The sequence below is a fragment of the Brevundimonas sp. FV1ye7S genome (assembly GCF_058680995.1).
In genome coordinates this window covers 440,977-462,994 of sequence record NZ_CM178726.1, presented here as the reverse complement: position 1 = coordinate 462,994, position 22,018 = coordinate 440,977, and the positions used below count along the sequence as shown (strand labels likewise).

At 68.8% G+C, this 22,018-nt stretch carries 28 protein-coding genes; 6 read left to right on the top strand and 22 right to left on the bottom strand.

All coding sequences use genetic code 11. The features are described 5' to 3' along the window. The first annotated feature begins 3 nt into the window (after positions 1 to 3). Together glk and ACW18C_RS02235 are read left to right on the top strand one after the other, a co-directional pair. Positions 4 to 975 (top strand): glucokinase, encoded by a 972-nt coding sequence (gene glk / locus ACW18C_RS02240; protein ID WP_492072566.1) that lies wholly within the window; start codon positions 4 to 6, stop codon positions 973 to 975. Positions 976 to 1,056: 81 nt separating this feature from the next. Next, positions 1,057 to 1,362 carry a hypothetical protein gene (locus ACW18C_RS02235; RefSeq protein ID WP_492072565.1) on the top strand — a complete coding sequence of 102 codons (306 nt, stop codon included), beginning with the start codon at positions 1,057 to 1,059 and terminating at the stop codon, positions 1,360 to 1,362. Between the two features lie 128 nt (positions 1,363 to 1,490). On the opposite strand, the gene ACW18C_RS02230 is transcribed toward ACW18C_RS02235, so the two are convergent. Beyond that, positions 1,491 to 2,297 carry a DUF1295 domain-containing protein gene (locus ACW18C_RS02230; RefSeq protein WP_492072564.1) on the bottom strand — a complete coding sequence of 269 codons (807 nt, stop codon included), beginning with the start codon at positions 2,295 to 2,297 and terminating at the stop codon, positions 1,491 to 1,493. Positions 2,298 to 2,817: 520 nt separating this feature from the next. On the opposite strand from ACW18C_RS02230, the gene ACW18C_RS02225 reads away from it, so the two are divergent. Continuing rightward, positions 2,818 to 3,120 (top strand): HigA family addiction module antitoxin, encoded by a 303-nt coding sequence (locus tag ACW18C_RS02225; RefSeq protein WP_426025485.1) that lies wholly within the window; start codon positions 2,818 to 2,820, stop codon positions 3,118 to 3,120. Between the two features lie 3 nt (positions 3,121 to 3,123). On the opposite strand, the gene ACW18C_RS02220 is transcribed toward ACW18C_RS02225, so the two are convergent. The 5 genes from ACW18C_RS02220 to folP all read right to left on the bottom strand — a co-directional run bounded on the left by ACW18C_RS02220 (position 3,124) and on the right by folP (position 6,115). Continuing rightward, positions 3,124 to 3,705 (bottom strand): nucleotidyltransferase family protein, encoded by a 582-nt coding sequence (locus ACW18C_RS02220; RefSeq protein WP_492072563.1) that lies wholly within the window; start codon positions 3,703 to 3,705, stop codon positions 3,124 to 3,126. Beyond that, positions 3,702 to 4,502 (bottom strand): bifunctional hydroxymethylpyrimidine kinase/phosphomethylpyrimidine kinase, encoded by an 801-nt coding sequence (gene thiD / locus ACW18C_RS02215; RefSeq protein ID WP_492072561.1) that lies wholly within the window; start codon positions 4,500 to 4,502, stop codon positions 3,702 to 3,704. Before thiD ends, ACW18C_RS02220 begins: the two co-directional genes overlap by 4 nt. After that, positions 4,499 to 4,843 carry a DMT family transporter gene (locus ACW18C_RS02210; protein ID WP_492073954.1) on the bottom strand — a complete coding sequence of 115 codons (345 nt, stop codon included), beginning with the start codon at positions 4,841 to 4,843 and terminating at the stop codon, positions 4,499 to 4,501. Before ACW18C_RS02210 ends, thiD begins: the two co-directional genes overlap by 4 nt. A 43-nt stretch (positions 4,844 to 4,886) precedes the next feature. Beyond that, complete coding sequence (locus tag ACW18C_RS02205; protein WP_492072559.1) at positions 4,887 to 5,243, bottom strand: DMT family protein; 357 nt, start codon at positions 5,241 to 5,243, stop codon at positions 4,887 to 4,889. Between the two features lie 65 nt (positions 5,244 to 5,308). Beyond that, the gene (folP, locus tag ACW18C_RS02200) at positions 5,309 to 6,115 is read right to left on the bottom strand and encodes a dihydropteroate synthase (protein ID WP_492072558.1); all 807 of its coding nucleotides are present in this window, start codon (positions 6,113 to 6,115) and stop codon (positions 5,309 to 5,311) included. A gap of 234 nt (positions 6,116 to 6,349) precedes the next feature. Between folP and ACW18C_RS02195 the strand changes: the two genes are divergently transcribed. After that, entirely contained in the window at positions 6,350 to 6,775 is a 426-nt protein-coding gene (locus ACW18C_RS02195; RefSeq protein ID WP_492072557.1) for a GreA/GreB family elongation factor, read from the top strand. 224 nt (positions 6,776 to 6,999) lie between these two features. Here ACW18C_RS02195 and ftsH read toward each other — a convergent pair whose 3' ends face one another. The 6 genes from ftsH to tolB all read right to left on the bottom strand — a co-directional run bounded on the left by ftsH (position 7,000) and on the right by tolB (position 14,480). After that, on the bottom strand, positions 7,000 to 8,964 hold the full coding sequence (gene ftsH, locus ACW18C_RS02190; protein WP_035310714.1) for an ATP-dependent zinc metalloprotease FtsH: 1,965 nt from the start codon (positions 8,962 to 8,964) through the stop codon (positions 7,000 to 7,002). After that, positions 8,961 to 10,310 carry a tRNA lysidine(34) synthetase TilS gene (tilS, locus tag ACW18C_RS02185; RefSeq protein ID WP_492072555.1) on the bottom strand — a complete coding sequence of 450 codons (1,350 nt, stop codon included), beginning with the start codon at positions 10,308 to 10,310 and terminating at the stop codon, positions 8,961 to 8,963. The genes ftsH and tilS overlap by 4 nt, the downstream gene beginning before the upstream one ends. After that, positions 10,301 to 11,149 (bottom strand): tol-pal system protein, encoded by an 849-nt coding sequence (locus ACW18C_RS02180; protein WP_492072554.1) that lies wholly within the window; start codon positions 11,147 to 11,149, stop codon positions 10,301 to 10,303. The genes tilS and ACW18C_RS02180 overlap by 10 nt, the downstream gene beginning before the upstream one ends. Before the next feature lie 43 nt (positions 11,150 to 11,192). Next, on the bottom strand, positions 11,193 to 12,326 hold the full coding sequence (locus ACW18C_RS02175; RefSeq protein WP_492072553.1) for a DUF3667 domain-containing protein: 1,134 nt from the start codon (positions 12,324 to 12,326) through the stop codon (positions 11,193 to 11,195). A 109-nt stretch (positions 12,327 to 12,435) separates the two neighbouring features. Next, positions 12,436 to 12,990: a peptidoglycan-associated lipoprotein Pal gene (gene pal, locus ACW18C_RS02170; protein WP_492072551.1), complete on the bottom strand. Its 555-nt coding sequence runs from the start codon at positions 12,988 to 12,990 to the stop codon at positions 12,436 to 12,438. A 116-nt stretch (positions 12,991 to 13,106) separates the two neighbouring features. Continuing rightward, positions 13,107 to 14,480 (bottom strand): Tol-Pal system beta propeller repeat protein TolB, encoded by a 1,374-nt coding sequence (gene tolB, locus ACW18C_RS02165; protein WP_008264114.1) that lies wholly within the window; start codon positions 14,478 to 14,480, stop codon positions 13,107 to 13,109. A gap of 142 nt (positions 14,481 to 14,622) precedes the next feature. On the opposite strand from tolB, the gene ACW18C_RS02160 reads away from it, so the two are divergent. Further along, a complete protein-coding gene (locus ACW18C_RS02160) occupies positions 14,623 to 14,850 on the top strand; it encodes a CopG family transcriptional regulator (RefSeq protein ID WP_154726421.1) in 228 nt (75 codons plus the stop codon). Further along, positions 14,847 to 15,284: a TA system VapC family ribonuclease toxin gene (locus ACW18C_RS02155; protein ID WP_492072549.1), complete on the top strand. Its 438-nt coding sequence runs from the start codon at positions 14,847 to 14,849 to the stop codon at positions 15,282 to 15,284. Before ACW18C_RS02160 ends, ACW18C_RS02155 begins: the two co-directional genes overlap by 4 nt. A 3-nt stretch (positions 15,285 to 15,287) precedes the next feature. Here the strand turns inward: ACW18C_RS02155 and ACW18C_RS02150 are convergent, their stop codons facing one another. The 10 genes from ACW18C_RS02150 to ruvB all read right to left on the bottom strand — a co-directional run bounded on the left by ACW18C_RS02150 (position 15,288) and on the right by ruvB (position 21,847). Then, complete coding sequence (locus ACW18C_RS02150; protein WP_492072547.1) at positions 15,288 to 16,118, bottom strand: hypothetical protein; 831 nt, start codon at positions 16,116 to 16,118, stop codon at positions 15,288 to 15,290. A gap of 4 nt (positions 16,119 to 16,122) precedes the next feature. Beyond that, positions 16,123 to 16,575, bottom strand: coding sequence for a protein TolR (gene tolR, locus ACW18C_RS02145; protein ID WP_008260741.1), 453 nt, complete (start codon positions 16,573 to 16,575; stop codon positions 16,123 to 16,125). A 3-nt stretch (positions 16,576 to 16,578) separates the two neighbouring features. Beyond that, entirely contained in the window at positions 16,579 to 17,331 is a 753-nt protein-coding gene (gene tolQ / locus ACW18C_RS02140) for a protein TolQ (RefSeq protein ID WP_492072545.1), read from the bottom strand. 141 nt (positions 17,332 to 17,472) lie between these two features. Further along, the gene (locus ACW18C_RS02135) at positions 17,473 to 17,898 is read right to left on the bottom strand and encodes a hypothetical protein (RefSeq protein WP_008262994.1); all 426 of its coding nucleotides are present in this window, start codon (positions 17,896 to 17,898) and stop codon (positions 17,473 to 17,475) included. 27 nt (positions 17,899 to 17,925) lie between these two features. Then, entirely contained in the window at positions 17,926 to 18,384 is a 459-nt protein-coding gene (gene ybgC / locus ACW18C_RS02130; protein ID WP_492072543.1) for a tol-pal system-associated acyl-CoA thioesterase, read from the bottom strand. A 9-nt stretch (positions 18,385 to 18,393) separates the two neighbouring features. Continuing rightward, entirely contained in the window at positions 18,394 to 18,765 is a 372-nt protein-coding gene (locus tag ACW18C_RS02125) for a hypothetical protein (protein ID WP_492072542.1), read from the bottom strand. Further along, positions 18,762 to 20,228, bottom strand: a complete 1,467-nt coding sequence (locus ACW18C_RS02120; protein WP_492072540.1) for an alpha/beta hydrolase — start codon at positions 20,226 to 20,228, stop codon at positions 18,762 to 18,764. Before ACW18C_RS02120 ends, ACW18C_RS02125 begins: the two co-directional genes overlap by 4 nt. 86 nt (positions 20,229 to 20,314) lie before the next feature. Further along, a complete protein-coding gene (locus ACW18C_RS02115; RefSeq protein ID WP_035311027.1) occupies positions 20,315 to 20,566 on the bottom strand; it encodes a BrnA antitoxin family protein in 252 nt (83 codons plus the stop codon). Next, entirely contained in the window at positions 20,544 to 20,819 is a 276-nt protein-coding gene (locus ACW18C_RS02110; protein ID WP_035311033.1) for a BrnT family toxin, read from the bottom strand. Before ACW18C_RS02110 ends, ACW18C_RS02115 begins: the two co-directional genes overlap by 23 nt. Further along, entirely contained in the window at positions 20,816 to 21,847 is a 1,032-nt protein-coding gene (gene ruvB, locus ACW18C_RS02105) for a Holliday junction branch migration DNA helicase RuvB (RefSeq protein ID WP_426025502.1), read from the bottom strand. The genes ACW18C_RS02110 and ruvB overlap by 4 nt, the downstream gene beginning before the upstream one ends. Positions 21,848 to 22,018 lie beyond the last annotated feature (171 nt).

The window sequence follows — 22,018 nt, the reverse complement described above, 5'->3', positions numbered from 1 at the left end:
CCCATGAATGACAAGACCCTCCTCGTCGGCGACGTCGGCGGCACCAACGCCCGTTTCGCCCTGGCCCGGATGGTGGACGGCAAGCCCGTGCTGGACCACCATGAGAGCTTCCCGGCCGAGCGCTATCCCACCTTCCTGAAAGGCGTCGCCGCCTTCATTGACGGCTGCGAGATCAAGCCGACCGGCGGCGTCATCGCCGTGGCCGGCCCCGTCACCGACGGCGCCATCGACCTGACCAACTCGCCCTGGCAGGTGTCCGAGAACGAGCTTCAGACCCTGGGCCTGAAGCCGGTCAAGCTGATCAACGACTTTGAAGCCCTGGCCTGGGGCGCCCCCGTGGTGCCCGAGGACCAGTTGGAAAGCCTGGGCGGCCCCGTCGACGGCGACCCCCACTGCACCGTCGCGGTGCTCGGCCCCGGCACCGGATTCGGCGTCTCCGCCCTGGTGCGCGACGCCCACGGCAAGGAGATGGCCATGCCGTCGGAAGGCGGCCACGCCTGTTTCCCGCCCGGCGATCCGGTCGAGGACGAGATCCTGCGCATCCTGCGCCGCCGCTATGACCGCGTCTCCATCGAACGCCTGATCTGCGGCCCCGGCCTGCTGAACATGCACCGCGCCCTGGCCGAGATCGACGGCCGCGAGACCCATATCGAGGATCCGGCCCAGATCACCGAGACGGCCATGAAGGACCCCAACAGCCCGTGCGGCGCCACCCTGGCCCGTTTCTGCGCCATCCTGGGCGCGGTCGCCGGCGACATCGCCCTGACCACCGGCGCGCGCGGCGGCGTCTATATCGCCGGCGGCATCGTCCCGCGCATCCTGCCCTTCATCAAGGCCAGCCCCTTCCGCCAGCGGTTCGAGCGCAAGGGTCGGTTCAAGGACTATATGGCCGAGATTCCGACCAAGGTGATCATGCACAAACATGCGGCCCTGCTGGGCGCCGCCCGCGTCGCCTTCGCCGAAGCCGAGGGCTGAGGCCTCACGAAAATATCACGGCGGCGTGAACCCATCCGCCGCCGTGACGTTTCCCCCGCTCCAAAAACGGAAGGAAACGCCATGAAGAAGTTCGCCATCGCCGCAGCCTCGCTGTTCGTGCTCTCGGGCGTCGCCGCCTGCGGTGAAAGCGCCGCCGACCGGGCCGCCGAAAGCCGCGCCGACGCCGTCGAGGCCACGGGCGAAGCCCGCGCCGACCAGCTGGAAGCCCAGGCCGACGCCGCCCCGACCGACGCCCGAGAAGACGCCCTGAACCGCCAAGCCGATCAGGTCGAGGAAAACGCCGACCGTCGCGCCGACCAAATCGAACAACAGGGCGGCGACGCAGACCGCGGCATGACCACCCACAACACCCCGACCACCAACTAGGGTCGGCGCCTAGGCGATCCGTCTTCCCGCCCCGCCGTCCGTCATCCTCGGGCTTGACCCGAGGACCGGGCGCGGGGCGGTCTGTGCTTCGCGTTTTCGCACCAGCGGCGGATCATCTGATCCTCGGGTCAGGCCCGAGGATGACGGGAGGGCGGCCACGGCACAAACGCACTCGTCCGCTTCACATAGTCCGCATATCCCGGACGCGACTTGTTGATCGCCTTCTCGGTAATCCCGATCCCCGACCAGCGCGTCAGGGTGAAGGTCAGGAAGATCGGCCCCGCGATCGACCACAGGCCGACGCCCGTCTCCGCCGCGATCAGCCACAGCCCCCACCAGACGCAGGCGTCGCCGAAATAGTTCGGATGCCGGGTGTAGCGCCACAGGCCGGTGTCCAGCACCTTGCCCTTGTTCGCCGGATCGCGCTTGAACGCCGCCAGCTGGGCGTCGCCGACGCTTTCGAACACGATCCCGACCACCGCCAGCACCGCCCCGAGCCCGGCTATAACGCCCAAGCCCGGCTGAGCCTCCACCTGACCCATCTGCACCGGCAACGACGTCAGCCAGGCCAGCACGGCCTGGGGCAGAAACACGAACAACAAGGCCGTCTTGGCGAACGACCAGCCTTTGTTGCGTTCCTGATCCTCGACGATCTGCACATACCGCCCATCCGCCCCGCTGGCCCGCCAGCGCCGGAACAGATGCCAGCCCAGCCGCAGCGCCCAGACCGCGCACAGCCCGACCAGCAGCGCCTTGCGCGCCGGATCGCCGTCGGCGCGCGGCAGGGTCGCCACCGCCAGCAGCAACATGCCCAACGGCCAGACCGCATCGATAAAGCTGACGTCCTTCAGCTTCAGGGCGACCAGCCACAGCCCGAGCATCACGGCCACGATCAGGGCCAGGTTCAGTCCCAGCAGAATGAGGATGTCGGTCATGCCCTGATACGCCCCGCCACGCCCGCCGGATCCCGACGCTACGCCGCCCATGGGCTCCATAGAGCCACGAGGGTGCGCAACTCTTCCGGTGTATTCGCCTCCCTTCCCTCGCTATATTTAAGTCGCGCGTTTGCTGCTGCGACTGAGACGATGGTCAGACTGAGATTTGAAATCTGGGAAACGCCACACTCGGAGGAGTGCAGCGCCGTCAGCGAGAGTTGGGATCGTCTCCGTGACAAGGATGCCCAGTTCGTCGAAGCGTTCTATGCTTCCACGCACGGGGAGGCGATGAACTATCGCCATCAGCGAAACGGCTGGGGGCCCTACAAAGCCGTTCCAGGAGTTACGGATTGCCCCTTCACAGAGAGCCAATTCGCAGAACAGGAAGCCTATTTGGCTGTCCGCCGTCAGACTTGAGCGCCCTCGCCTTGACGGGATCGACCCTCAGATGTATCGTCTAAGGATACAAATGTCACATATCGCGTGACGAGGCCCTCGTCGCAGCATGTAGGCAGCGCCCATGACCAAGATGACCGCTCCCACACACCCGGGGGAGATCATTCGGGACCACATTCTTCCCGCATTCGGCCTGACGATCGTGAGCGCGGCCGAAGCTCTGGGCGTCGCGCGTCCCGGCTTCAACACGATGTTGAACGGCAAACGGGCGCTGACCCACGAAATGGCGCTCAAGATCGAAGCCCTGACCGGCGTGTCTGCTGAAATGCTGACCAAGGCTCAAAACGAATACGATCTCGCCGAAGCCCGCGCCCGTAAAAGGGAGATCGTTGCAGGCATCAAAAAACTTCAGCCCATCGCGGCCTGAGACTCAGTCCGGCTCGACGACCGTCAGCTCCGGCCACCGCCCCCGAGCATTCTCGATGGTCTTGGCCCAGCCCCTGGCCAGCGGCCGGTTGGGGTTCGGCCGCACGACCATTGCGAATACATCCTCCAGCCCGAACGGCGCCGCCACGGTGATCGTGTCGTCCGCCTCCAGCCGCACCCCGACGGCGAAGGTCGGGGCCACGAACCGGCCCAGGGCTTCGTCGGTCGAGTGCAACGGCTCATAGGGTTCGCCGAACCGGTTCTGGAACCACAGGTGCACCCGCGCCTGATTGCGCACCTCGACCTGGCTGCGGAAGGGTTCGTCGAAGGCGGCGGCGACCTGTTGGATCACGACGTCCTCGGCCTCGTAGGACAGGTCCGAACCGTCGAAATAGGCCAGGTCATAGTCCTTGATCCCGTAACCGGCGGGCCGCCCCGTCTTGGCGTTCCACACCGCCTGATAGACGGCGCCCGACACCAGCCGCCAGTCGGGCAGGTCCAGCGCCCGGACCGTCCGCAAGACGCGCATCAGGCCGGGATCGGCGCGGACGACAGCGATCAGTTCCTCGGTCAGGGCGTCGTTCATCCCCGCACCGGCCAGCCGTGATCCAGCGGCCCGTGTCCACCGCCCAGGCCGGGCGCCCGGCGGATCGCCTCGCCGACATAGGCCCATGCCTCGGCCACCGCGACCTCCAGCGGCCGGCCCAGGGCCAGGCCCGCGGCGCACGCACTCGCCAGAGTACAGCCGGTGCCGTGGGTGTGGCGGGTGTCGATCCGTTCGGCTTCCAGCACCGTCTCCCCGTCGGTCGTCATCAAGAGGTCGATCACCGTCGGCCCGTCCACATGACCGCCCTTCATCAGCACCGCCCGGGCGCCCAGCCGCAGCAGGGCCTCGCCCGCCCGCCGCTGGCCGTCAATGTCGCGCACCGCCAGCCCGGTCAGGGCCTCGGCCTCGGGCGCATTGGGGGTCAGCAGGGTCGCGCGCGGGATCATCAGCCGCTTCACCGCCTCCACCGCTGCGTCCGGCAGCAGCGGATGCCCGCCCTTGGCGACCATGACCGGATCGACCACGGCCGGCGCATCGGCCTCGTCCAGCAGGGCCGCCACCGTCTCGACCACCTCGACCGAGCCCAGCATGCCGGTCTTGAAGGCGTCGGTCCCGATGTCCTCCAGCACCGCCCGCGCCTGGGCCGCGATCAGCTCGAGCGGCAGCGGATAGACCCCGTGAACCCCCAGGGTGTTCTGCACCGTGATCGCCGTGATCGCCGTGGCGGCGAACCCGCCCATCATCGTCACCGCCTTGATATCGGCCTGAACGCCCGCGCCCCCGCCGCTGTCCGACCCGGCCAGGATCAGCACCCGTCCTTGATAGAGCCCACTCATGCCTGCGCCCCCGAGAACAGCTTTAGGCCCACGATCCCCGACACGATCAGCAGGATGCACACCGCCCGCAACGCCGTCGCCGGCTCGCCATAGACGACGATCCCGACCAGGGCCGCGCCCACCGCGCCGATCCCGGTCCAGATCGCATAGGCCGTGCCGATCGGCAGCTTCTGCGTCGCCACCCACAGCAGGACCATGCTCGCCGCCAGCGCGACCAGCACGCCCAGCGACGTCAGCGGCCTTTGCAGGCTGACGTTCTTCAGGCCGGACGCCCACAGCACTTCCAGCAGACCGGCGACGACCAGCGTCACCCACGGATTGATCGACATGATCCAGGACATGGCGACCAGATGGCCCAGCCCGCTGTTCCGCACAAGCGCGACCTCACGCCCCAAGCGGTCCCTTGAAGATGAAGAAGGCGCCCAGGCCGATGAAGCCGAACCCGACCAGATGGTTCACCGTCAGCTTTTCGCCCAGGTACAGCACCGAGAAGCCGGCGAAGACCAGCAGGGTGATCACCTCCTGGATCGTCTTCAGCTCCGCCGCCGAATAGACCTGATGGCCGATCCGGTTGGCCGGCACCGCCAGCCAGTATTCGAAGAAGGCGATGCCCCAGCTGGCCATGACCAGAAGCCACAGCGGCTTGTGATCGAACTTCAGATGGCCGTACCAGGCGAAGGTCATGAAGACGTTCGACAGGGCCAGCATGACGATGGGGGCGATATAGGGGGTCAGGGGCATGGGGCGGCGATCGAGGTTGTTGCTGAAACCGCCCTACACCGCCCGCGACGTCCCGTCGCGGGTCTTCAGCCCGCCGCTACGGCCGCCTGCACCTTCAGCGCCTGAACCGTCTCGCGCACATCGTGAACCCGCACCATCCGCGCCCCGCGTCGCGCCCCCTCCAGCGCCAGGGCCACCGAGCCGCCCAGCCGATCCGTCGCCTCGACCGCCGTCGGATCTATGGCCTGGATCGTCCGCTTGCGGCTGGCCGCATAAAGGACCGGGAACCCCAGCGCGACCAGCACGTCCAGCCGCGCCGTCAGCGCCATATTGTGCGCCAGGGTCTTGCCGAACCCAATGCCCGGATCCAGCCAGATCCGCTCACGCGCCACCCCCGCCGCCATCGCCGCCTCGGCCCGGCCGCGCAGATAGTCCCGCACCTCGCCCACCACGTCGCCATAGCGGGGGTCGGCCTGCATCGTGCGCGGTTCGCCCTTCATGTGCATCAGCACCACGTCGCAGCCCAGCTCGGCCGCGACCGCCAGACTATCGGGCGCCTGGCTCAGCGCCGTCACATCGTTCCACATCGTCGCTCCGGCGGAGACGGCGGCGCGAGCCACGGCGGGCTTCATCGTATCGACGCTGATCGGCCCGCCCCACCGCGCGCGAACCGCAGCGATCACCGGCGCGACCCGGTCGATCTCCTCGGCCTCGCCCACCGGCTCCGCCCCCGGCCGGGTGCTTTCTCCGCCGATATCCAGCACCGCCGCCCCCTGCGCGACCAGCCGCAGCGCATGATCCACCGCCGCTTGCTTCGAGGCCCACCGCCCCCCGTCCGAGAAACTGTCGGGCGTGACGTTCACGATCCCCATGACCTGCGACAAGACGGACATCGGCGAGGTTTGACTTTCACGCTTCATGAGATCAGCCTCTAGACGTGATCACCCCGCTCGTCAGCCAGGCTCGACGCCTTTCTTACGCAGGACGCCTCGTCGCAGGCCACTGACCCGGAACGGCCGCGCGCCTTTCGCCCCGTTCCGGGCGACGATCTGAAACCCGATTATCCTCAGCCTTGATGTGACGCGCGCAACGCGCGTCTGCAGGCGTTTGCGATCAAAGAGCCGACCATGACCCAATTCACCGCCCGAACCGCGCATCCCTCGCGCCCCGACATCTTTCTCAGCGCCAAGGACCACCAGACCCTGTCGCGCCTGGTGGGCGACATGCCTGCTGAAGGCGTCGCCGGCCTGTTGCAGGAGGAGCTGGAACGCGCCGTCATCTGCGAGCCCGGCGATCGGCCCAAGGGGGCGGCGCCGCTTCACCGCTGGCTGCACTATGTCGATGGCCGCTCGCCCCAGCCGCGCCGCATCCAGATCGTCCTGCCGAACGAGGCGGACATCGACGCGGGCAAGGTGTCCGTCCTGTCCTACGTCGGCGCCGGCCTGATCGGCCTTGTGGAGGGCCACACCATCGCCTGGACCGATCCATCGGGCGCGGACCGCCGCCTGACCCCGGTCATGATCGAGGATCCGGAAACCCCCGGCGGCGACTAACGCCCGATCAGCCCGCCCAGCGCCTCCAGATACCGGGCGAATGAGCAGGTTAGGGACGCCTCTTGCGCCACCAGTCGTCGAGAGCCGGACGGCAAGCCCGCGCATGTCTTTAGCCTTCTCGCTCGACCAGCGACCTGCTCGGAGCGCCGTCGTGACGCCGACAAAGAAAACCCGCCGGGAGATCGCTCTCCCGGCGGGCTTCTGCTTTCAGACCTCGCCTCGGCTCAGTGCACGGTCGGCACGCTGGTCGCGGCCGGAGCGGCGACCGGAATCTCGACCGTGGTTCCGTCCGACACCGGCGTCACCGGCACCGAGACCGAGGGCCCGGCGTTGGGGAAGTTGTTCTCGTCACGGTTCGGGGCGACGCCCTTCTCCAGCAGATCCTTGATCTCCTCGCCCGACAGGGTCTCGTACTCCAGCAGGGCCTGCGACAGCTTCTCGTGATGATCGGCCTTGGTCGTCAGGATCTTGCGGGCCTCGTCCCAGCCCGAGGCGACCAGACGGCGGACCTCCTCGTCGATGGTGCGGGCCGTCTCTTCCGAGACGTTCTGGCTGCGCGCGACGGAGTGGCCCAGGAAGACCTCTTCCTGATTGTCGCCGTAAGCCACCGTGCCCAGCTTCTCGGAGAAGCCCCAGCGCGTGACCATGGCCCGGGCCAGCTTGGTCGCCTGTTCGATGTCGGAACTGGCGCCCGAGGTGATGTTCTCCTTGCCGAAGATCAGCTCCTCGGCCACCCGACCGCCGGCCATGATCGCGATCCGGTCGATCATCTGCTGGTATTTCATCGAATAGCGGTCGCCTTCCGGCAGTTGCATCACCATGCCCAGGGCGCGGCCGCGCGGGACGATGGTCGCCTTGTGCACCGGGTCGGCCATCTTGACGTTCATGGCGACGATGGCGTGACCGGCCTCGTGATAGGCGGTCAGGCGCTTCTCTTCCTCGTTCATCGCCATCGAGCGACGTTCCGAGCCCATCATCACCTTGTCCTTGGCGTCCTCGAAGTCGCGGTGCGTGACCATGCGACGGTCCTTGCGGGCCGCCGTCAGGGCCGCCTCATTGACCAGATTGGCCAGGTCGGCGCCCGAGAAGCCGGGCGTGCCGCGCGCGATGGTCTTGACGTTGACGTCGGCGGCCAGGGGCACGTCCTTCATGTGGACGCGCAGGATGCGTTCGCGGCCCGAGACGTCGGGGTTCGGCACCACCACCTGGCGGTCGAAACGGCCGGGACGCAGCAGGGCGGGGTCCAGCACGTCGGGACGGTTGGTGGCGGCGATCAGGATGATGCCTTCATTGGCCTCGAACCCGTCCATCTCGACCAGCAGCTGGTTCAGCGTCTGTTCGCGCTCGTCATTGCCGCCGCCCAGGCCGGCGCCGCGATGGCGGCCGACGGCGTCGATCTCATCGATGAAGATGATGCAGGGCGCGTTCTTCTTGGCCTGTTCGAACATGTCGCGAACCCGCGACGCGCCGACGCCGACGAACATCTCGACGAAGTCCGAGCCCGAGATCGAGAAGAAGGGCACGCCGGCTTCACCGGCCACGGCGCGGGCCAGCAGGGTCTTGCCGGTGCCGGGAGGGCCGACCAGCAGGGCGCCCTTGGGGATCTTGCCGCCCAGGCGCTGGAACTTGCCCGGATCCTTCAGGAAGTCGACGACCTCCTGCAGTTCCTCCTTGGCCTCGTCCACGCCGGCGACGTCGTCGAAGGTCTTGCGGCCCTTGTGCTCGGTCAGCAGCTTGGCCTTGGACTTGCCGAAGCCCATGGCGCCGCGCGCCCCGCCCTGCATCTGGCGCATGAAGAAGATCCACACCCCGACCAGCAGCGCGATCGGCAGGATCCCCATCAGCAGGCTCATCCAGATCGACTGGCGCGTCGTCTTGGCGTCGACATTGACGTTGGCGGCCAGCATGGAATTGACCAGCTGCTCGTTCGGATAGGGGGTGGTGGCGGTGAAGCGGCCGTTGTTCTTGTAGACGCCGTTCACCTGGTCGCCGCGAATGGTGGCTTCCTTGACGTCGCCGGCCTCGACCCGCTGCACCAGCTGGGAATAGGTGATTTGTTCGGGGCGGCCGGCGCCCTGAGCGCCCTGGGCGCCCATGCCGGTCACGGCTCCGCCTTGCGACACGGCGGCGTAGGCCGCGAGCAGGGCCAGGATGATAACGCCCGTGATCGCCAGATTTCGCAGGTTCATTGAGGTCCTCGGTCGTCCGCCGGCCCGGATTGAGCCCACGGTCTGGATTGTCTGTCACCGAAAATAGGCGCTTCGGCTCCGTTACGCCATGGCGACGCAATCAGATCGTCTTCATGCGTCGTTTCGTCCAGCGCCAGCCTGAGCCGTTCCGCGACAAGATCGCGCCGTTCGACCCCGGCCTGTGCAAGAACCGGCCCGGCCTGCCCGTCCCGGATCAGGACGGGGACCGCGCCGCGCGCCGCCGCCGGCGCCCGGTTCACCGCCGCTCGATCCGCCGCCGACAGGGCCGACAGCCGCCCCCGCGCCGGCGCGACCGACCAACCGGCCTGCGACGCCCGAAAGACGAACCGTCCGTCCCACACCGCCTCGACGCCGGGATGCAGCAACAGCGGCGGCGGCGCGCGCCGCGCCAGTTCCCCGGCCTCGCGCATCAGCAGAACCGTTTCGCCGTCCGCCTCGACCCGCGCCCCGCACAGGGCGGCGGCGAAATCCTCGCCCGCCCGCAGCCTTTGCATCAGCCGGTCCAGCCGATCCCCGCGCGGCGGCGTCGCCCCGCCGCCGACACAGACCAGGGCCGCCGCCAGCCCCCTGGCCCGCACGTCGCGCGCGATCCGCACCGTCCCGTCGCGGTTCGCCGTGATCCCTTCGGACGACGAGCGGTCCCGCCCCGCCGCCGCCCCGTCCGGAACCGTGCCCGCCAGCGCCCGCCGCGCGCGGCTGCGACCGAAGCGGGGGTCGGCGTTGGCCGGATCCTCGATCCAGTCCGCCCCCTGCCCGGCCAGCCAGGCCCGCAAGGTCTCGCGGCGTTCATCCAGCAGGGGCCGCAACAGCATCAGGCCCCGCCCCTCGGGCCAGACCGGCGACGGCGACCATTCGCGCACCCGCCCCAGGGTCGAGCCCTCGGACCGCATCAGATCCGCCTCGGCGATGTCGTCGGCCGTATGGGCGAACAGCACGACCCGCGCCCCGGCCGCCCGCGCCGCCCCGGCGATCAGCCGATGACGCGCCGCCCGCGCCGCCGCCGTCAGTCCGGTCGCGGGCTTGTCCCCGTCCCACACCAGTCCGCGCCAGTCCGCGCCCGCCGCCCGCGCCGCCTCGCCCGCGAACCGGGTCCAGTCGGCGCTGGCCGGGTTCAGTCGGTGATCGACGCTCAAGGCCGTCAGCGGCCGCCCCCGCGCCCTGGCCCAGGCGGCGGCCAGTATCAACAGGGCGATGGAATCCCCCCCGCCCGACAGGGCCAGGGCGACCGGCTGGGGGGCGTCAGAACTCAGCCGCCGATCCAGCCGCGCAAAGACCCGAGCGACAAGGCCCGTATCGGTTCCGTCGATCCCGGGCCTCAGCTGCACCCGTTGGCGGTCTTCATCTGGGTCGCGCGGGCCTTCAGCGTGTCCGAGGCGGCGGGCGCATAGCGGCGCGTGAACTCGCCCAGAGCCGCGCAGCCCTGGGTCTTGCGCTCGGTGGCGAACAGGGCGTCGGCCAGTTTCAGCGTCGTGTCGGCGGCCCAGCCGATGCGCGGCCAGTCCTTCAGGGCGGCGGCGTAGAAGGGCACGGCGCCGGCCTTGTCGTTCGACGAGGCGCGGATGTCGCCCAGACGGGAATTGGCCTCGCGCGCCTGGGGCGTGTCGGGCCAGGCGGCGACCACGGTTTCAAGCGCCCGCGCGCCGCGCGCCCGGTCGCTGCTCATCAGCTGCACCGCCGCCGCCAGATCCTGGGCCGCGTCGCCGGTCGGAGAATGGGCTTCGATGGGGGCGTTCAGCTCGGCCGCCGTCTCCAGCTTCTCGATCCGGGCCTCGGCGTCCAGCAGCCGGGCGCGCAGGGCGGCGGTGTCGCGCTGGGCCTCGTCCAGCTGGAAGGTCAGCCGCTCGTTGTCGCCGTTGATGCGGCGCACCGTGGCTTCCAGGTCCTCGAGACGCTGGTTCATCAGGCCGAACTGGCCCTGCAGGGTGACGACCTCCGGGTCGGGCTCGACCAGCACCGGCTCGCCGGCGGCGTTGCGCTGGGTCAGGGCGCGCTCCAGCCGACGGACATTGCGGTCCAGCTGATCCAGCCGGCGTTTGTCCCATTCGATCGGCTGCATGATGTTCGGCGCCGCCTGCTGGGCGACGGCGCCCCCGGCGATCAGGACCAGGCCGACGGCCGTGGCGGCGAAGGCGCGGCTGCGCATGAAGGAGAGCTTGAAGGTCATGGGTCGCTAGGTTCCACCGATTTGGGGCCGCCGCAAGGCAGGGTCAGTGCCCCAGCCCCAGATAGACGATGGCCATGACGAACAGGCCGATCACGATGTTGCAGAAGAACAGCAGCAGGACCGTCCGCCACAGGGCCGAAAAGATCGACAGACTGTACGCCCCCTTCAGCTGGGCGAACACATGGACGGGGATGGCGGCCACGCCGATCGCGGTGACCAGTCCCCCCAGCGGGCCGTTTATCGTTCTGGCCAGGACGATGACCATCAACAGCAGGGCCATGAAGGTCAGCGAATACAGCACGAACACCCCATGGTCATACAGGGTGAAGCCGCGTCGCCACAGGAACAGCAAGGCCAGGAACGGGATCGAGAACGGCACCAGCAGGAAGGCGAACTTGTACATCGTCTGCTGCAGCTTGTAGAGGGCCAGGTCCGGGTTCTGTAGCTTTTTCAAGACCGTAGCCCCGAACCCGTCATCCTTGTCGGCCTCGTGGCCCATGACCTTCAGCTTGGTCGTGCCGCCCGACACATCCTCGCCCGAGGCGATGTCCTTGATGCTGGCCTGCCAGCTGCCCGGCTTGAGCCCGTCGGCCCGCCCCTGGCTCTGCTCGGTTTCCAGTCGCGCCAGCGCCGCGCGCTTCTGCGCCACCAGGGCCTCGCCGGCCTTGATCCCCATGTCGGCCATGCCGGAGGGGTCGCTGGCGGCTTCGGCGCGGGCCTCCGCCAGACCGCGCTCCGCCTCGAGCAGTTCCTGACGCTGCTCCTGAATGTCGCCGGCCAGCACCACGGGCGCCGACGGCTGGGGCATGAAGCTCAGCGCGAAGAACATGACGAACAGGGTGAACAGGAAGATCGCCAGCGGCGACACATAGCGGGTCCGCCGGCCCTCCACCCATTCCCGCGTCAGCCGGCCGGGATTGAAGGCCAGCAGCGGCAGGGTCCGCCAGACGCGGGCGTCGAAATGCATGACCCCGTGCAACAGCTCCTCGCCCAGGTGCAGCAGGGTGCGGTGCACATGGGTCGCCTGGCCGCAGTTGGCGCAGAAGTTTCCGCTGGTCGCCGCGCCGCAGTCGGAACAGACGCCATGTCCCGCCTCGCCCGCATGCCCTGTCGGCTTCTCGACCGCCCCCGCGATCAATCCCCCGGTGATCGCGCCACCGGCCCCTTCGATATCCAAACGCCAATCCCCCGATCGAATCCGCCGCCACCTTGATCACCCGGCAGGCAAAAAGAAAGAGGCGCCGGCCTTGGCCGACGCCTCCATCCGTCTCGTCCGGTCAGTCGTCTCAGCGCGGGGCGCCCGAGACGATGGCGGTATGGGCGTTGCGGTTGCGCGCCCAGCTGTCCTCGCTGGCCCCCTCGGCGATCGGACGCTCCTTGCCGTAGCTGATGGTGTCGATGCGGCCGGCCGGCACGCCGCGATTGATCAGATAGGTGCGCACGGCCTCGGCGCGGCGGGCGCCCAGGGCCAGGTTGTATTCGCGGGTGCCGCGTTCGTCGGCGTTGCCTTCGATGCGGACGGTCACCTGCGGATAGCGCTGCAGCCACTGGGCCTGGGCGTCCAGGCGCGGCATGGCTTCCGAACGGACGTCATAGGAATCCAGGTCGAAATAGATGCGGTCGCCGACGTTGACGACGAAGTCCTGTTCCGTGCCGGGGGCGGCGGCGCCCATGTTGCCGCCCGTCACCGGACCGGTCGGGGCGGTCGGATAGGCCGGGCCGGTCGGCGCGGTTTCCGGAGCGGCGGGCACGACGCCTTCGACCGGCTTGCGGGCGCAGGCGGCCATGGCGGCGACGGCGCAGCCGACCATGGCCAGGGTGATGATGCGTGAAGTCTTCATGGGGTCGTCTCCTGACACTTTGAAATTAGGACGGAGGCCTAAAGCTTGGCCATACAGTTTGCCCGGGCCCGATTTCGAGCGCCAGACGGAATAACACACTGTTGAGCCGAACGGGCTCAGCTCGGGCAGCTGTCGGCCCCCTGGCCATAGCCCAGGTTCGACGGCGGCGTGTCCAGCAGGGGCGACCAGGCCGGGTCGGTGCCGCGGCCGTTATAGCCCGCCTGGGCCACAACCCGCCCCGACAGGTCCACGGTCCACAGCCGTGTGTCCCCGCCCCGCGTCTGGCGCGCGAACATCACATAGCGGCCGTTGGGGGCCCAGTTCGGGCCTTCCTCGAAATAGCTGGACGACAGGATGCGTTCGCCCGAACCGTCGGCGTTCATCACCCCGGTCGAGAACCGGCCGCCGCCGCTCTTGGTGAAGGCGATCAGATTGCCCGTCGGGCTCCAGGCCGGCGCCGTATAGGTGCCGCCGCCGCGCGAGATCGGCCGCTGGCCCGAGCCGTCGGCCCGCATCACATACAAGCGCGCCTGGCCCGAACGGTCCGAGTTGAACACGATCTGGCTGCCGTCCGGGCTGAACGACGGCGAGGTGTCGATGCCGGGGTCCGACGTCAGGCGCGACAGCTGCCGGCTGCGCAGGTCCATCACATAGATGTCGGTATTGCCGCCGCGGATGATCGAGAAGGCGATCTTGTTGCCGTCGTTCGAGAACCGCGGCGCCAGCACCTGGCCGTCGAACTCGCCCAGGCTTTCGGTGCGGCCCGTGGTCAGGTTGCGCAGATAGATCCGGCTATAGTCCTTGCCCAGCGCCACATAGGTGATCTCGTCCGGCTGCGAGGTCGAGAAGCGCGGCGACATGATGATCTCGTCGCCCTGGGTCAGATAGGTGGGATTGAACCCGTCCTGGTCGGCGATGGTCAGGCGGTTGATCCGGTTCAACTGCGTCCCCTCTTCCGAGACGAAGACGACCCGGGAATCGAAGAAGCCGGTCTCCCCGGTCATCCGCTGATAGATGACGTCCGAAATCTTGTGCGCGATCCGGCGCCACTGCTCCTGGGTGGCGGTGAACTGATAGCTGACCAGCTGGCACTGACGATACGGGTCATACAGGCGGAAGCCGACGTCCAGCCGGCCGTCGCCGCGCGGCGTCACCCCGCCGTACAGCACCGCCTGCGCCCCGATCTGGGTCCACTGCGGGAAGTTGGGCGCATTGGCCAGGGTCAGGCCGGTCTCGATGAAGCCGGCAGGGTTCAGCGGCTCGAAGAAGCCCGACCGCCGCAGATTGCCGCTGACCACATTGGAAATATCCGCCCCATGATCGCCGGTGAAGGGCACGATGGCGATCTGCAGGGGTTTCAGTACGCCTTGATCGATCTCGACCTCGACCGGCTGGCCCGCCTGCGCCGGAGCGGTCTGGCCCTGGGCCTGGGCCGAGGACACGCTCATGGCCACGACGGCGGCCGAGGCCAGAAGAAGGTTCAGACGCATGGAATGCTCCCGTAAGTCTCGAAGGATCGCCGCCCCTTATCGCCGGGTCGTGTGACATTCGCCAGCTTCAAGCCGAATGGGGCGACTTTCAGGACGGCCTAATCACATTGATGCGTGATGCGTGATGCACTATCTTACACCCATGCGCACCACCCTCGCCATTGACGACGACGTGCTGAACGCCGCACGAGCTATCGCGGTCCATCAAGACCGCACGATTGGCGAAGTCGTGTCCGAGCTCGCGCGACAGGCGCTGCAAAAGCGGGAGACGACCGTCCGCTTTCGCAATGGCGTTCCTCTTCTGCCAGATCGACCGGGACCAATGGTCACGCTAGAGGACGTCAACGCGCTCCGCGACGAACTGCCTTGACCTATCTGCTGGACGTCAATGTGCTGATCGCCCTCGTCGATCCGCGTCACGTCTTTCACGATACGGCGAACGGTTGGTTTCAGCGCGAGGCCGCCGGGTCATGGGCCACCTGTCCGATAACCGAGAACGGCCTGGTCCGGATTGTCGGCAACAGTCGCTATCGCAATCCGGTCGGGCCTCCGTCCGAGGTCGTTCGGATTCTCGAACTGTTGCGGGACATGGCGGGTCACGTCTTCTGGCCGGACGCCATCAGCCTGGCTGACGACCGGTTGTTCGATCCATCGGCCCTGACGACGCCCGAACAGATCACCGACGCCTATCTGCTGGCTCTGGCCGTCTCGAACGGCGGTCGGCTGGCGACGCTGGATCGCCGCCTGTCACCGGACGCGGTCAGGGACGGGCGAGCGGCCCTTCACCTGGTCACCGACGCCTGACCTTCACCGGTTGCGGCAGGCCCGCTCGGTGTTGAACGTCGGGCGATAGGCCCCGCCGGGGAAGCCCTGGGGCACGTCGAACGGAGCCGTCTGGCGCAGGGCGCGCAGGGCGCCGTCGGCGGCGGCGCGATAGACCGAAGACGACTGCGGATTGATCAGCGACGGCCCGCGCGTGATCCGCCCGTCGGCCGACAGGGTCAGCTCCACCTGGATCCGCAGCTGGTCGGCGCCGGGGATGTCGCAAGGCAGGACCCAGTTCGGATAGACCTGATTGAAGATGGCCGTCACCTGCGGCCCGGTCGCCTGGGACGCCGTCCCTGCGCCCTGCTGACCCGTCGCCGGACGGCCGCGATTATTGTTCGGCCGCGTCGGTCCCGCCAGGGCGTCCAGGTCCAGACTGGGCTCATTGCGTTTCGGCGCGGGCCGGGCCGGCGTCGGCGGGGTCGGTCGCGGCGGGGTCGGGCGCGCCTTCTCGGGCGTCGGCGGCGACGGACGGGGCGGCGTGGGCCGCGGCGGGGTCGGGGTCGGGCGCGGCGTGGGACGCGGCGGCGCAGGCGTCGGGGTCGGCGGCGGGGGCGTCGGTTGCGGAGCGGGCGGCGTCGGCTCTTCCGGCGCGCTGACCGGGGCGGTCGCCGCATCGTCGGGCGAGGGTTCCGGCTGCGGATTATCGGCCGGCGCCGCCGCGATCACCGTCTCCGAGACGATGGTCACCGGCACCGAGTTCACCAGCGGCTTGGGCTCGTCCGCCTCGTGCGAAAACGAAACGAAGGCGAGCGCGACCACACCCGCGTGCAGGGCGATGGATCCCAGAATGGCGGGGCTGGGCCGACGCAAGCGATCAGGCCTCCGGCGCCGTGTCGGTGATCAGGTTCAGCTTGGTGAAGCCCGAGGCCGACAGTCGCGCCATCACCCGCGCCACCGCCTGATAGGGCGCCCGCCCGTCGGCGCGCACGAACACCGGCCGCTCCGACGCCTTGTCCGATCCGCCCGCCTCGGTCAGCAGTCGCACGGCCAGATCGTCGAACGACGTCTCGCTGTCGGCGATGAAGATGGCGCCCTGCTGGTCGATGCTGACCGACAGGGGCTCGTTGTCCGTCTCGACCGCGCTGGCCTCGGTCTTGGGCAGCTCCACAGGGACGCCCACGGTCAGAAGCGGCGCCGAGATCATGAAGATGATCAGCAGCACCAGCATCACGTCCACCAGGGGCGTGACGTTGATTTCGGTCAGCGGGCCTCTGCGTCCCCGCCGTCCCCGACGCCCGCCGCCGCTCGCACCGCCGCCCAGGGCCATGGCTCAGACGCTCCGGTTCAGGTTGACGCCCGACGACGGCGCGGCCGGGGCCGGCGGCGTCGCTGAACTGCCCAGACGCCGCGCGACCGCCGCCTGCAGGTCGTCGGCGAAGGCGTCCAGCCGTCCCGCGAACTTGCCCGCGTCGATCGAGAACTTGTTGTAGGCGATATAGGCCGGGATGGCCGCCGCCAGACCGATGGCCGTGGCGAACAGGGCCTCGGCGATGGCCGGCGCCACCGTCGTCAGATTGGTGTTGCCCGCCGCCGCGATCCGCCCGAAGGCGTTCATGATGCCCCAGACCGTGCCGAACAGGCCGATGAAGGGCGAGGCCGTCGCCACGACCGACAGCACGCCCAGACCGTTCTCGATTCTCTGGCTCTCGCGCGAGATCAGGCTGTTCAGCGCCCGGTCGATCCGGGTCATCAGCAGGTCGCCCTGATGGTCGTTCAGCGCCCCGCGCTGACGCGCCTCGCGCCAGTCGGACAGGGCGATCACCAGCATGCGCGGCAGGGCATGTTCCGGCGCCGGCCCGGCCTGGGTCGCCACGTCTTCCAGCGAACGCCCCGACTGAACCGCCTTTTCGAACTCGCCCGCCTGCCTGTTCAGGGCGGTGAAACGGAAGGCCTTGTCGATGATGATGGTCCACGACCACAGCGACGCCGCCGCCAGGCCGATCATCACCGTCTTCACCACCCAGTCGGCGGTCAGGAACAGTTCGACGGGATTCATCATCGAGGCGTCGACGGGCGTAGTCATTCAGGCGCTCCGGGCGGGGTCGGCTGCGGATTGGAGATTGGCGACACCCTCTTCGACCGAGCGGGCGTGACCATTGTGTGGCGAGGGCGGCTTCTAGCCTTCCCGAGCACGCGCGTCATCTGACAGGCGCGTCATAAAAGCCTACTCGGTCGTCGTCCTGCGCGTCGGATCGACCGCCACCGAGACGGGCGCGCCGACGCTGATGATCACGCCCTCATGGCCTTCCTTGGCGATCGAATAGGTGGCGGCGTCGCGCACCAGCTGTTCCTCGCAGGCCCGGTCGCCGGGGCGGCCCAGGGCCTCGCAGCCGCGCTTGGCCGCATCGGTCCAGCCCAGCACCCGGCGCGTCGCCGCCTCGGCCCGCTTGATGGCGGCCTCGTCCTCGGCCGCCGCCTGGGCGATCAGGGCCTGGCGCGCGCCCTGCTGGTACTGAAGCTCGGCCTGGCCCGCCATCTTGCGTTCCCAGACCTTGTAATACGGACAGCCGACCAGTCCCCCGCCGACCACCAGGACCAGCAGCAGAAAGGACACGATCACGGCGCTGGCGGTGATTCCCTGGTTCTGCATGTTCGACCCTCCCCGGTTCGTCTGTTTCTAGTCGCCGTCGCCGGCGCTTGCCAGCCACGGCGTGACCTTTTCGACCAGCGCCCTGGTGGGCCGGCGCGGCCGTCCGTCCAGATGGATGCAGACCGCCGTGACCTCGGCCCGGCACAGCACCTCGCCCGCCCGCTCCACCGTCTGGCGGATGATCAGCCGCGCGCCCTTCACCGCCTCGTACAGGGTCCGCACCACCAGGGCGTCGTCGATCCGCGCCGGCTTCAGGTATTTGATGTTCAGCTCGGACACGACGAAGGCCAGCGGCTCGGCCTCCTCCAGAAGGACCGAATGGCCCACGCCGACGGCCCGCAGAAAATCCGACCGCCCCCGCTCGAAATAGCGGACATAGTTGGCGTGATAGACCAGGCCGGTGAAATCCGTGTCCTCGTAATAGACGCGCACCGGCAGCAGGTGGGCGCGCCCTTCGAAACGGCCGGCGGTGGGAAGATCGGTCATACCCCCAGTCTAGCGCGTCGGCGGCCGGGTCAGGAAGCCGGGACAGTAGCGTTCGCGCATGTCGCGGAACTCGGTCGGCAGCGGATCGTCGCTGAACAGGATGCGGCTGGTCAGGGACACGAAGCCCACCGCCTGCCCGCCCCGCGTCCGCCCCACATAGCCGCACACCGCCCGCCTCTGGCCGATCTCGGAATAGCGCAGTTCGGCCCCCGCCCCCAGCTGCTGGCGGATCTGGCGTTCAGCCCGGTGGATCGGCGCTTCCGGCGGCGCGACCCGCGTCCCGTGCGTCATGGCCCACACGCCCACGGCGGCGGCGATCAGGGCGACCGCCGCTGCAACAACAAACCAGGTCTCGTGGGTCTGGATTCGGCGTCGCATCATCCGGCCGGGGCGTCGTCCTCAATGAAATCCAGCGGCGTATTCGCCGCCGGCAGGCAGGTGCGATCCACCGGCGCGGACGGATCGCGCAGGAAGTCGCGCGCCATGCGGCGGGTGCAGGCGCTGGCGTTGATCACACCATGGGTCGCATTGGTGACGATCACCACCTGGCTGTTCGCATAGCCCTGGGCCGCCGCCTGGGTCAGGGCCGGCGGGCAGCCCGGATCGATCTCTGCGGCCACGAACAGGGTCGGGATGTCCGTCCTGACGGGCAGGTTCTCCACCGGATCGGCCGCGCCCACGTCCACGGCCGCGCAGACGTCGAACAGGCGCGACAGCGACGGGACCAGCACCTGCGCCACGGGGTCTCCAGCCGCGCCCGCCGCCAGCCGCGCCCTGGATTCGAACGGCAGCTCCTCCTTGCACAGGTGCGCCATGTGCTGGCCTTCGAAATAATAGGTGCGGTCTTCGGCGATCTCGGCCACCGGCGTCAGGTCGCCGGCGATGATCTTCTCCAGATCGGCGGGCAGACGCCGCACGCCCCGGCCGCTGTAGGTCGTGTCCATCAGGAAGGCCGACAGGTCGTCGACCGTAAAGGTCTGGCCGTCCTCGCCCGTCACCGGTCCCGCCAGCCAACGCCGCGCCTCGGCCTCGAACCGCGCCTGAAGGTCCGGATGCCGCGCGGCGCAGTCGGCCTGGGCGGCGCACTTGGCCAGGACCAGCCGCACCGCCGTCGAAACCTGTTCCGGCGTCCCCACGGCCCAGTTGCCTTCGGGCGGCCAGGGACTGTCCATCACCGCAGCGCGCACGATCTGGGGCTGGTGGGTGATGACGGCGGCCTCGATGCGCGGCCCATAGGAGCCGCCCCACAGGTCGATCTTCGTCAGCCCCAGCGCCTGGGTCATTTCGCGCACGTCGTCGGCGATGGCGGCGGCGTTGTACCAGCGCAGATCGACCCCCTTGGCCTGATAGGATTTCAGACAGGCGATCAGCCCGTCGCGATCCGCATCGGACGGCGGCCCCGCGTCGGTCAGTTCGACGCCGGGACAGTCCATCGACGGATCGCTCTCGCCGCCCCCGCGCTGGTCGAACAGGATCACGTCCTGATCGACCGCCATCAGGTCCGGACGCCGCGACAGGGCGCGCAGGATGTTTCCCGCCCCCGACGTCAGCGCCCCGCCGGGTCCGCCGTGGAACATCGCCATGGGCGGCAGGGCCTGGCCCGAGGCGTCCTTGTAGGGCGTGCTGGCCTTGAGGATCACCACCGCCACCCCGATACGCCGGTCGGTCGAGCCGTCGCGCGCCTCGTCCACCGTCAGGGTTCCGCACCGCGTCTCGCGCACGTCCGTCGGCCAGTCCGCCGGACAGGCCGTATCCGTGAATACGGGCGCTGCGGCCTTCACAGGCGGGGCCAGGGCCGTCAGGCCGGAGACGACCGCAAGGACGGCCAGGGTGCGCAGGATCATGTGACGGCTCCGGTTCGCCGACAGCAAACCTCCGCCCGCCCCGCTTGGCAACCGCCTATTGGAGATCGGCGGCGATCAGGCCCCGATCAGGCGGCCCGCTTCTTGCGCGCCGCTTCCGTCAGCGCATCGGCCATCCGCTCGCGCCAATCCTCGCCCTCTTCGGCGAAAGCCTGAATGGTTGCGGCGGGCAGCCTCAACCCCACCTCACTCAGCCCGGTCAGGCGGGCATAGGTTTCCGGAGACAACACCTCACGCGCCGGACGCATACGCGCGATGTCGGCGTCGGTCAGCTCGGGGTTGTCGTCATCGACAGGATCAAACGGTGCGGAGTTCGTCATACTTTCTGACCTCGCGGGGATTGGCCCGCCTGAGACTGATCATCCAGATCACATCGTCTCGTTCGGTATAGACGGCGACGTGAACCCGACCCTTGATCGGCAGATAAGCATACCACCGAAACTCGCCGTAGTCCCAACGGTCGTCCAGGGCGATGAAGGCGGCGGTCCAGTCTCCCTGCTCGACGGCGGCCAGAGACAGCCCATGCTTCTCCTGATTGCTCGCATCCTTGCCCGGATCGAACGCGAACTTCATTCAAACAGGTCGCCCGGCACGGGACCGGCGGCGGGCGGCGGCGGGGCGCTCAGCCCCAGGTGGGCGTAGGCCTTGGCGCAGGCCATGCGGCCGCGCGGGGTGCGCATGATGAAGCCCTGTTGCAGCAGATAGGGTTCGATCACGTCCTCGACCGCGTCGCGCGCCTCGGCGATGGCGGCCGCCAGGGTGTCCATTCCCACCGGCCCGCCGCCGTAGTTCTCGATCAGGGCCTTCAGAAACCGCCGGTCCAGACTGTCCAGCCCGGCCTCGTCCACCTCCAGCCGGGCCAGGGCCTTGGCCGCGACCAGTTTCGAGATGGTCTCTGCGCCGTCCGCCGAGGCGAAGTCGCGCACACGGCGCAGCAGCCGCCCGGCGATCCGGGGCGTGCCCCGAGCCCGCGAGGCGATCTCGCGCGCCCCGGCCTCGTCGATGGCCGCGCCCATCTTGCGCGCCGTGCCGCGCACCACCGCCGTCAGTTCGTCGGGCGTGTAGAACTCCAGCCGCAGAGGGATGCCGAACCGGTCCCGCAGCGGCGTGGCCAGCAGGCCCGCCCGGGTCGTGGCCCCCACCAGGGTGAAGGGCGCCAGGTCGATCCGCACCGACCGCGCCGACGGCCCCTCGCCGATGATCAGGTCCAGCACATGGTCCTCCATGGCCGGATACAGGATCTCCTCGACATTGGGGCTCAGCCGGTGAATCTCGTCGATGAACAGGACGTCGCGCGGCTCGAGGTTGGTCAGGATCGCCGCCAGATCCCCCGCCTTGGCCAGGATCGGGCCGGATGTGGCCCGAAACCCCACCCCCAGCTCGCGCGCCACGATCTGCGCCAAAGTCGTCTTGCCCAGTCCCGGCGGCCCGAACAGCAGCACATGGTCCAGCGCTTCTGACCGGCCGCGGGCGGCGTCGATGAAGACCTTCAGATTGCCCTTGGCCTGGGACTGGCCGACGAACTCGGACAGGGTCTGCGGCCGCAGGGCGCGGTCGAAGGCTTCGCCCGTTTCGGCTTCTGGAGAGATGATGCGGGTCATGGTTGATCGCAGTGGCGAGTGGGGGCCGAGTGGCGAGTGACGAGTGGCGAGTGGCGAGGAGTGAGAAGTGCTAGTGAGCAAGAAGTGAGCGACGACCGGTCTAGGTTCACACAGGATCGCTCACCCCTGCGCTCACTATTCACTCGCCACTCGCCACTCGTCACTCGCCAC

Bases quoted from the DNA above. Each gene is read 5' to 3' on its own strand.
- glk (WP_492072566.1), top strand. From the start codon at position 4: ATGAATGACAAGACCCTCCTCGTCGGCGACGTCGGCGGCACCAACGCC.
- ACW18C_RS02235 (WP_492072565.1), top strand. From the start codon at position 1,057: ATGAAGAAGTTCGCCATCGCCGCAGCCTCGCTGTTCGTGCTCTCGGGC.
- ACW18C_RS02230 (WP_492072564.1), bottom strand. From the start codon at position 2,297: ATGACCGACATCCTCATTCTGCTGGGACTGAACCTGGCCCTGATCGTG.
- ACW18C_RS02225 (WP_426025485.1), top strand. From the start codon at position 2,818: ATGACCAAGATGACCGCTCCCACACACCCGGGGGAGATCATTCGGGAC.
- ACW18C_RS02220 (WP_492072563.1), bottom strand. From the start codon at position 3,705: ATGAACGACGCCCTGACCGAGGAACTGATCGCTGTCGTCCGCGCCGAT.
- thiD (WP_492072561.1), bottom strand. From the start codon at position 4,502: ATGAGTGGGCTCTATCAAGGACGGGTGCTGATCCTGGCCGGGTCGGAC.
- ACW18C_RS02210 (WP_492073954.1), bottom strand. From the start codon at position 4,843: ATGTCCTGGATCATGTCGATCAATCCGTGGGTGACGCTGGTCGTCGCC.
- ACW18C_RS02205 (WP_492072559.1), bottom strand. From the start codon at position 5,243: ATGCCCCTGACCCCCTATATCGCCCCCATCGTCATGCTGGCCCTGTCG.
- folP (WP_492072558.1), bottom strand. From the start codon at position 6,115: ATGTCCGTCTTGTCGCAGGTCATGGGGATCGTGAACGTCACGCCCGAC.
- ACW18C_RS02195 (WP_492072557.1), top strand. From the start codon at position 6,350: ATGACCCAATTCACCGCCCGAACCGCGCATCCCTCGCGCCCCGACATC.
- ftsH (WP_035310714.1), bottom strand. From the start codon at position 8,964: ATGAACCTGCGAAATCTGGCGATCACGGGCGTTATCATCCTGGCCCTG.
- ACW18C_RS02180 (WP_492072554.1), bottom strand. From the start codon at position 11,149: ATGACCTTCAAGCTCTCCTTCATGCGCAGCCGCGCCTTCGCCGCCACG.
- pal (WP_492072551.1), bottom strand. From the start codon at position 12,990: ATGAAGACTTCACGCATCATCACCCTGGCCATGGTCGGCTGCGCCGTC.
- tolB (WP_008264114.1), bottom strand. From the start codon at position 14,480: ATGCGTCTGAACCTTCTTCTGGCCTCGGCCGCCGTCGTGGCCATGAGC.
- ACW18C_RS02160 (WP_154726421.1), top strand. From the start codon at position 14,623: ATGCGCACCACCCTCGCCATTGACGACGACGTGCTGAACGCCGCACGA.
- tolR (WP_008260741.1), bottom strand. From the start codon at position 16,575: ATGGCCCTGGGCGGCGGTGCGAGCGGCGGCGGGCGTCGGGGACGGCGG.
- tolQ (WP_492072545.1), bottom strand. From the start codon at position 17,331: ATGACTACGCCCGTCGACGCCTCGATGATGAATCCCGTCGAACTGTTC.
- ACW18C_RS02135 (WP_008262994.1), bottom strand. From the start codon at position 17,898: ATGCAGAACCAGGGAATCACCGCCAGCGCCGTGATCGTGTCCTTTCTG.
- ybgC (WP_492072543.1), bottom strand. From the start codon at position 18,384: ATGACCGATCTTCCCACCGCCGGCCGTTTCGAAGGGCGCGCCCACCTG.
- ACW18C_RS02125 (WP_492072542.1), bottom strand. From the start codon at position 18,765: ATGATGCGACGCCGAATCCAGACCCACGAGACCTGGTTTGTTGTTGCA.
- ACW18C_RS02120 (WP_492072540.1), bottom strand. From the start codon at position 20,228: ATGATCCTGCGCACCCTGGCCGTCCTTGCGGTCGTCTCCGGCCTGACG.
- ACW18C_RS02115 (WP_035311027.1), bottom strand. From the start codon at position 20,566: ATGACGAACTCCGCACCGTTTGATCCTGTCGATGACGACAACCCCGAG.
- ACW18C_RS02110 (WP_035311033.1), bottom strand. From the start codon at position 20,819: ATGAAGTTCGCGTTCGATCCGGGCAAGGATGCGAGCAATCAGGAGAAG.
- ruvB (WP_426025502.1), bottom strand. From the start codon at position 21,847: ATGACCCGCATCATCTCTCCAGAAGCCGAAACGGGCGAAGCCTTCGAC.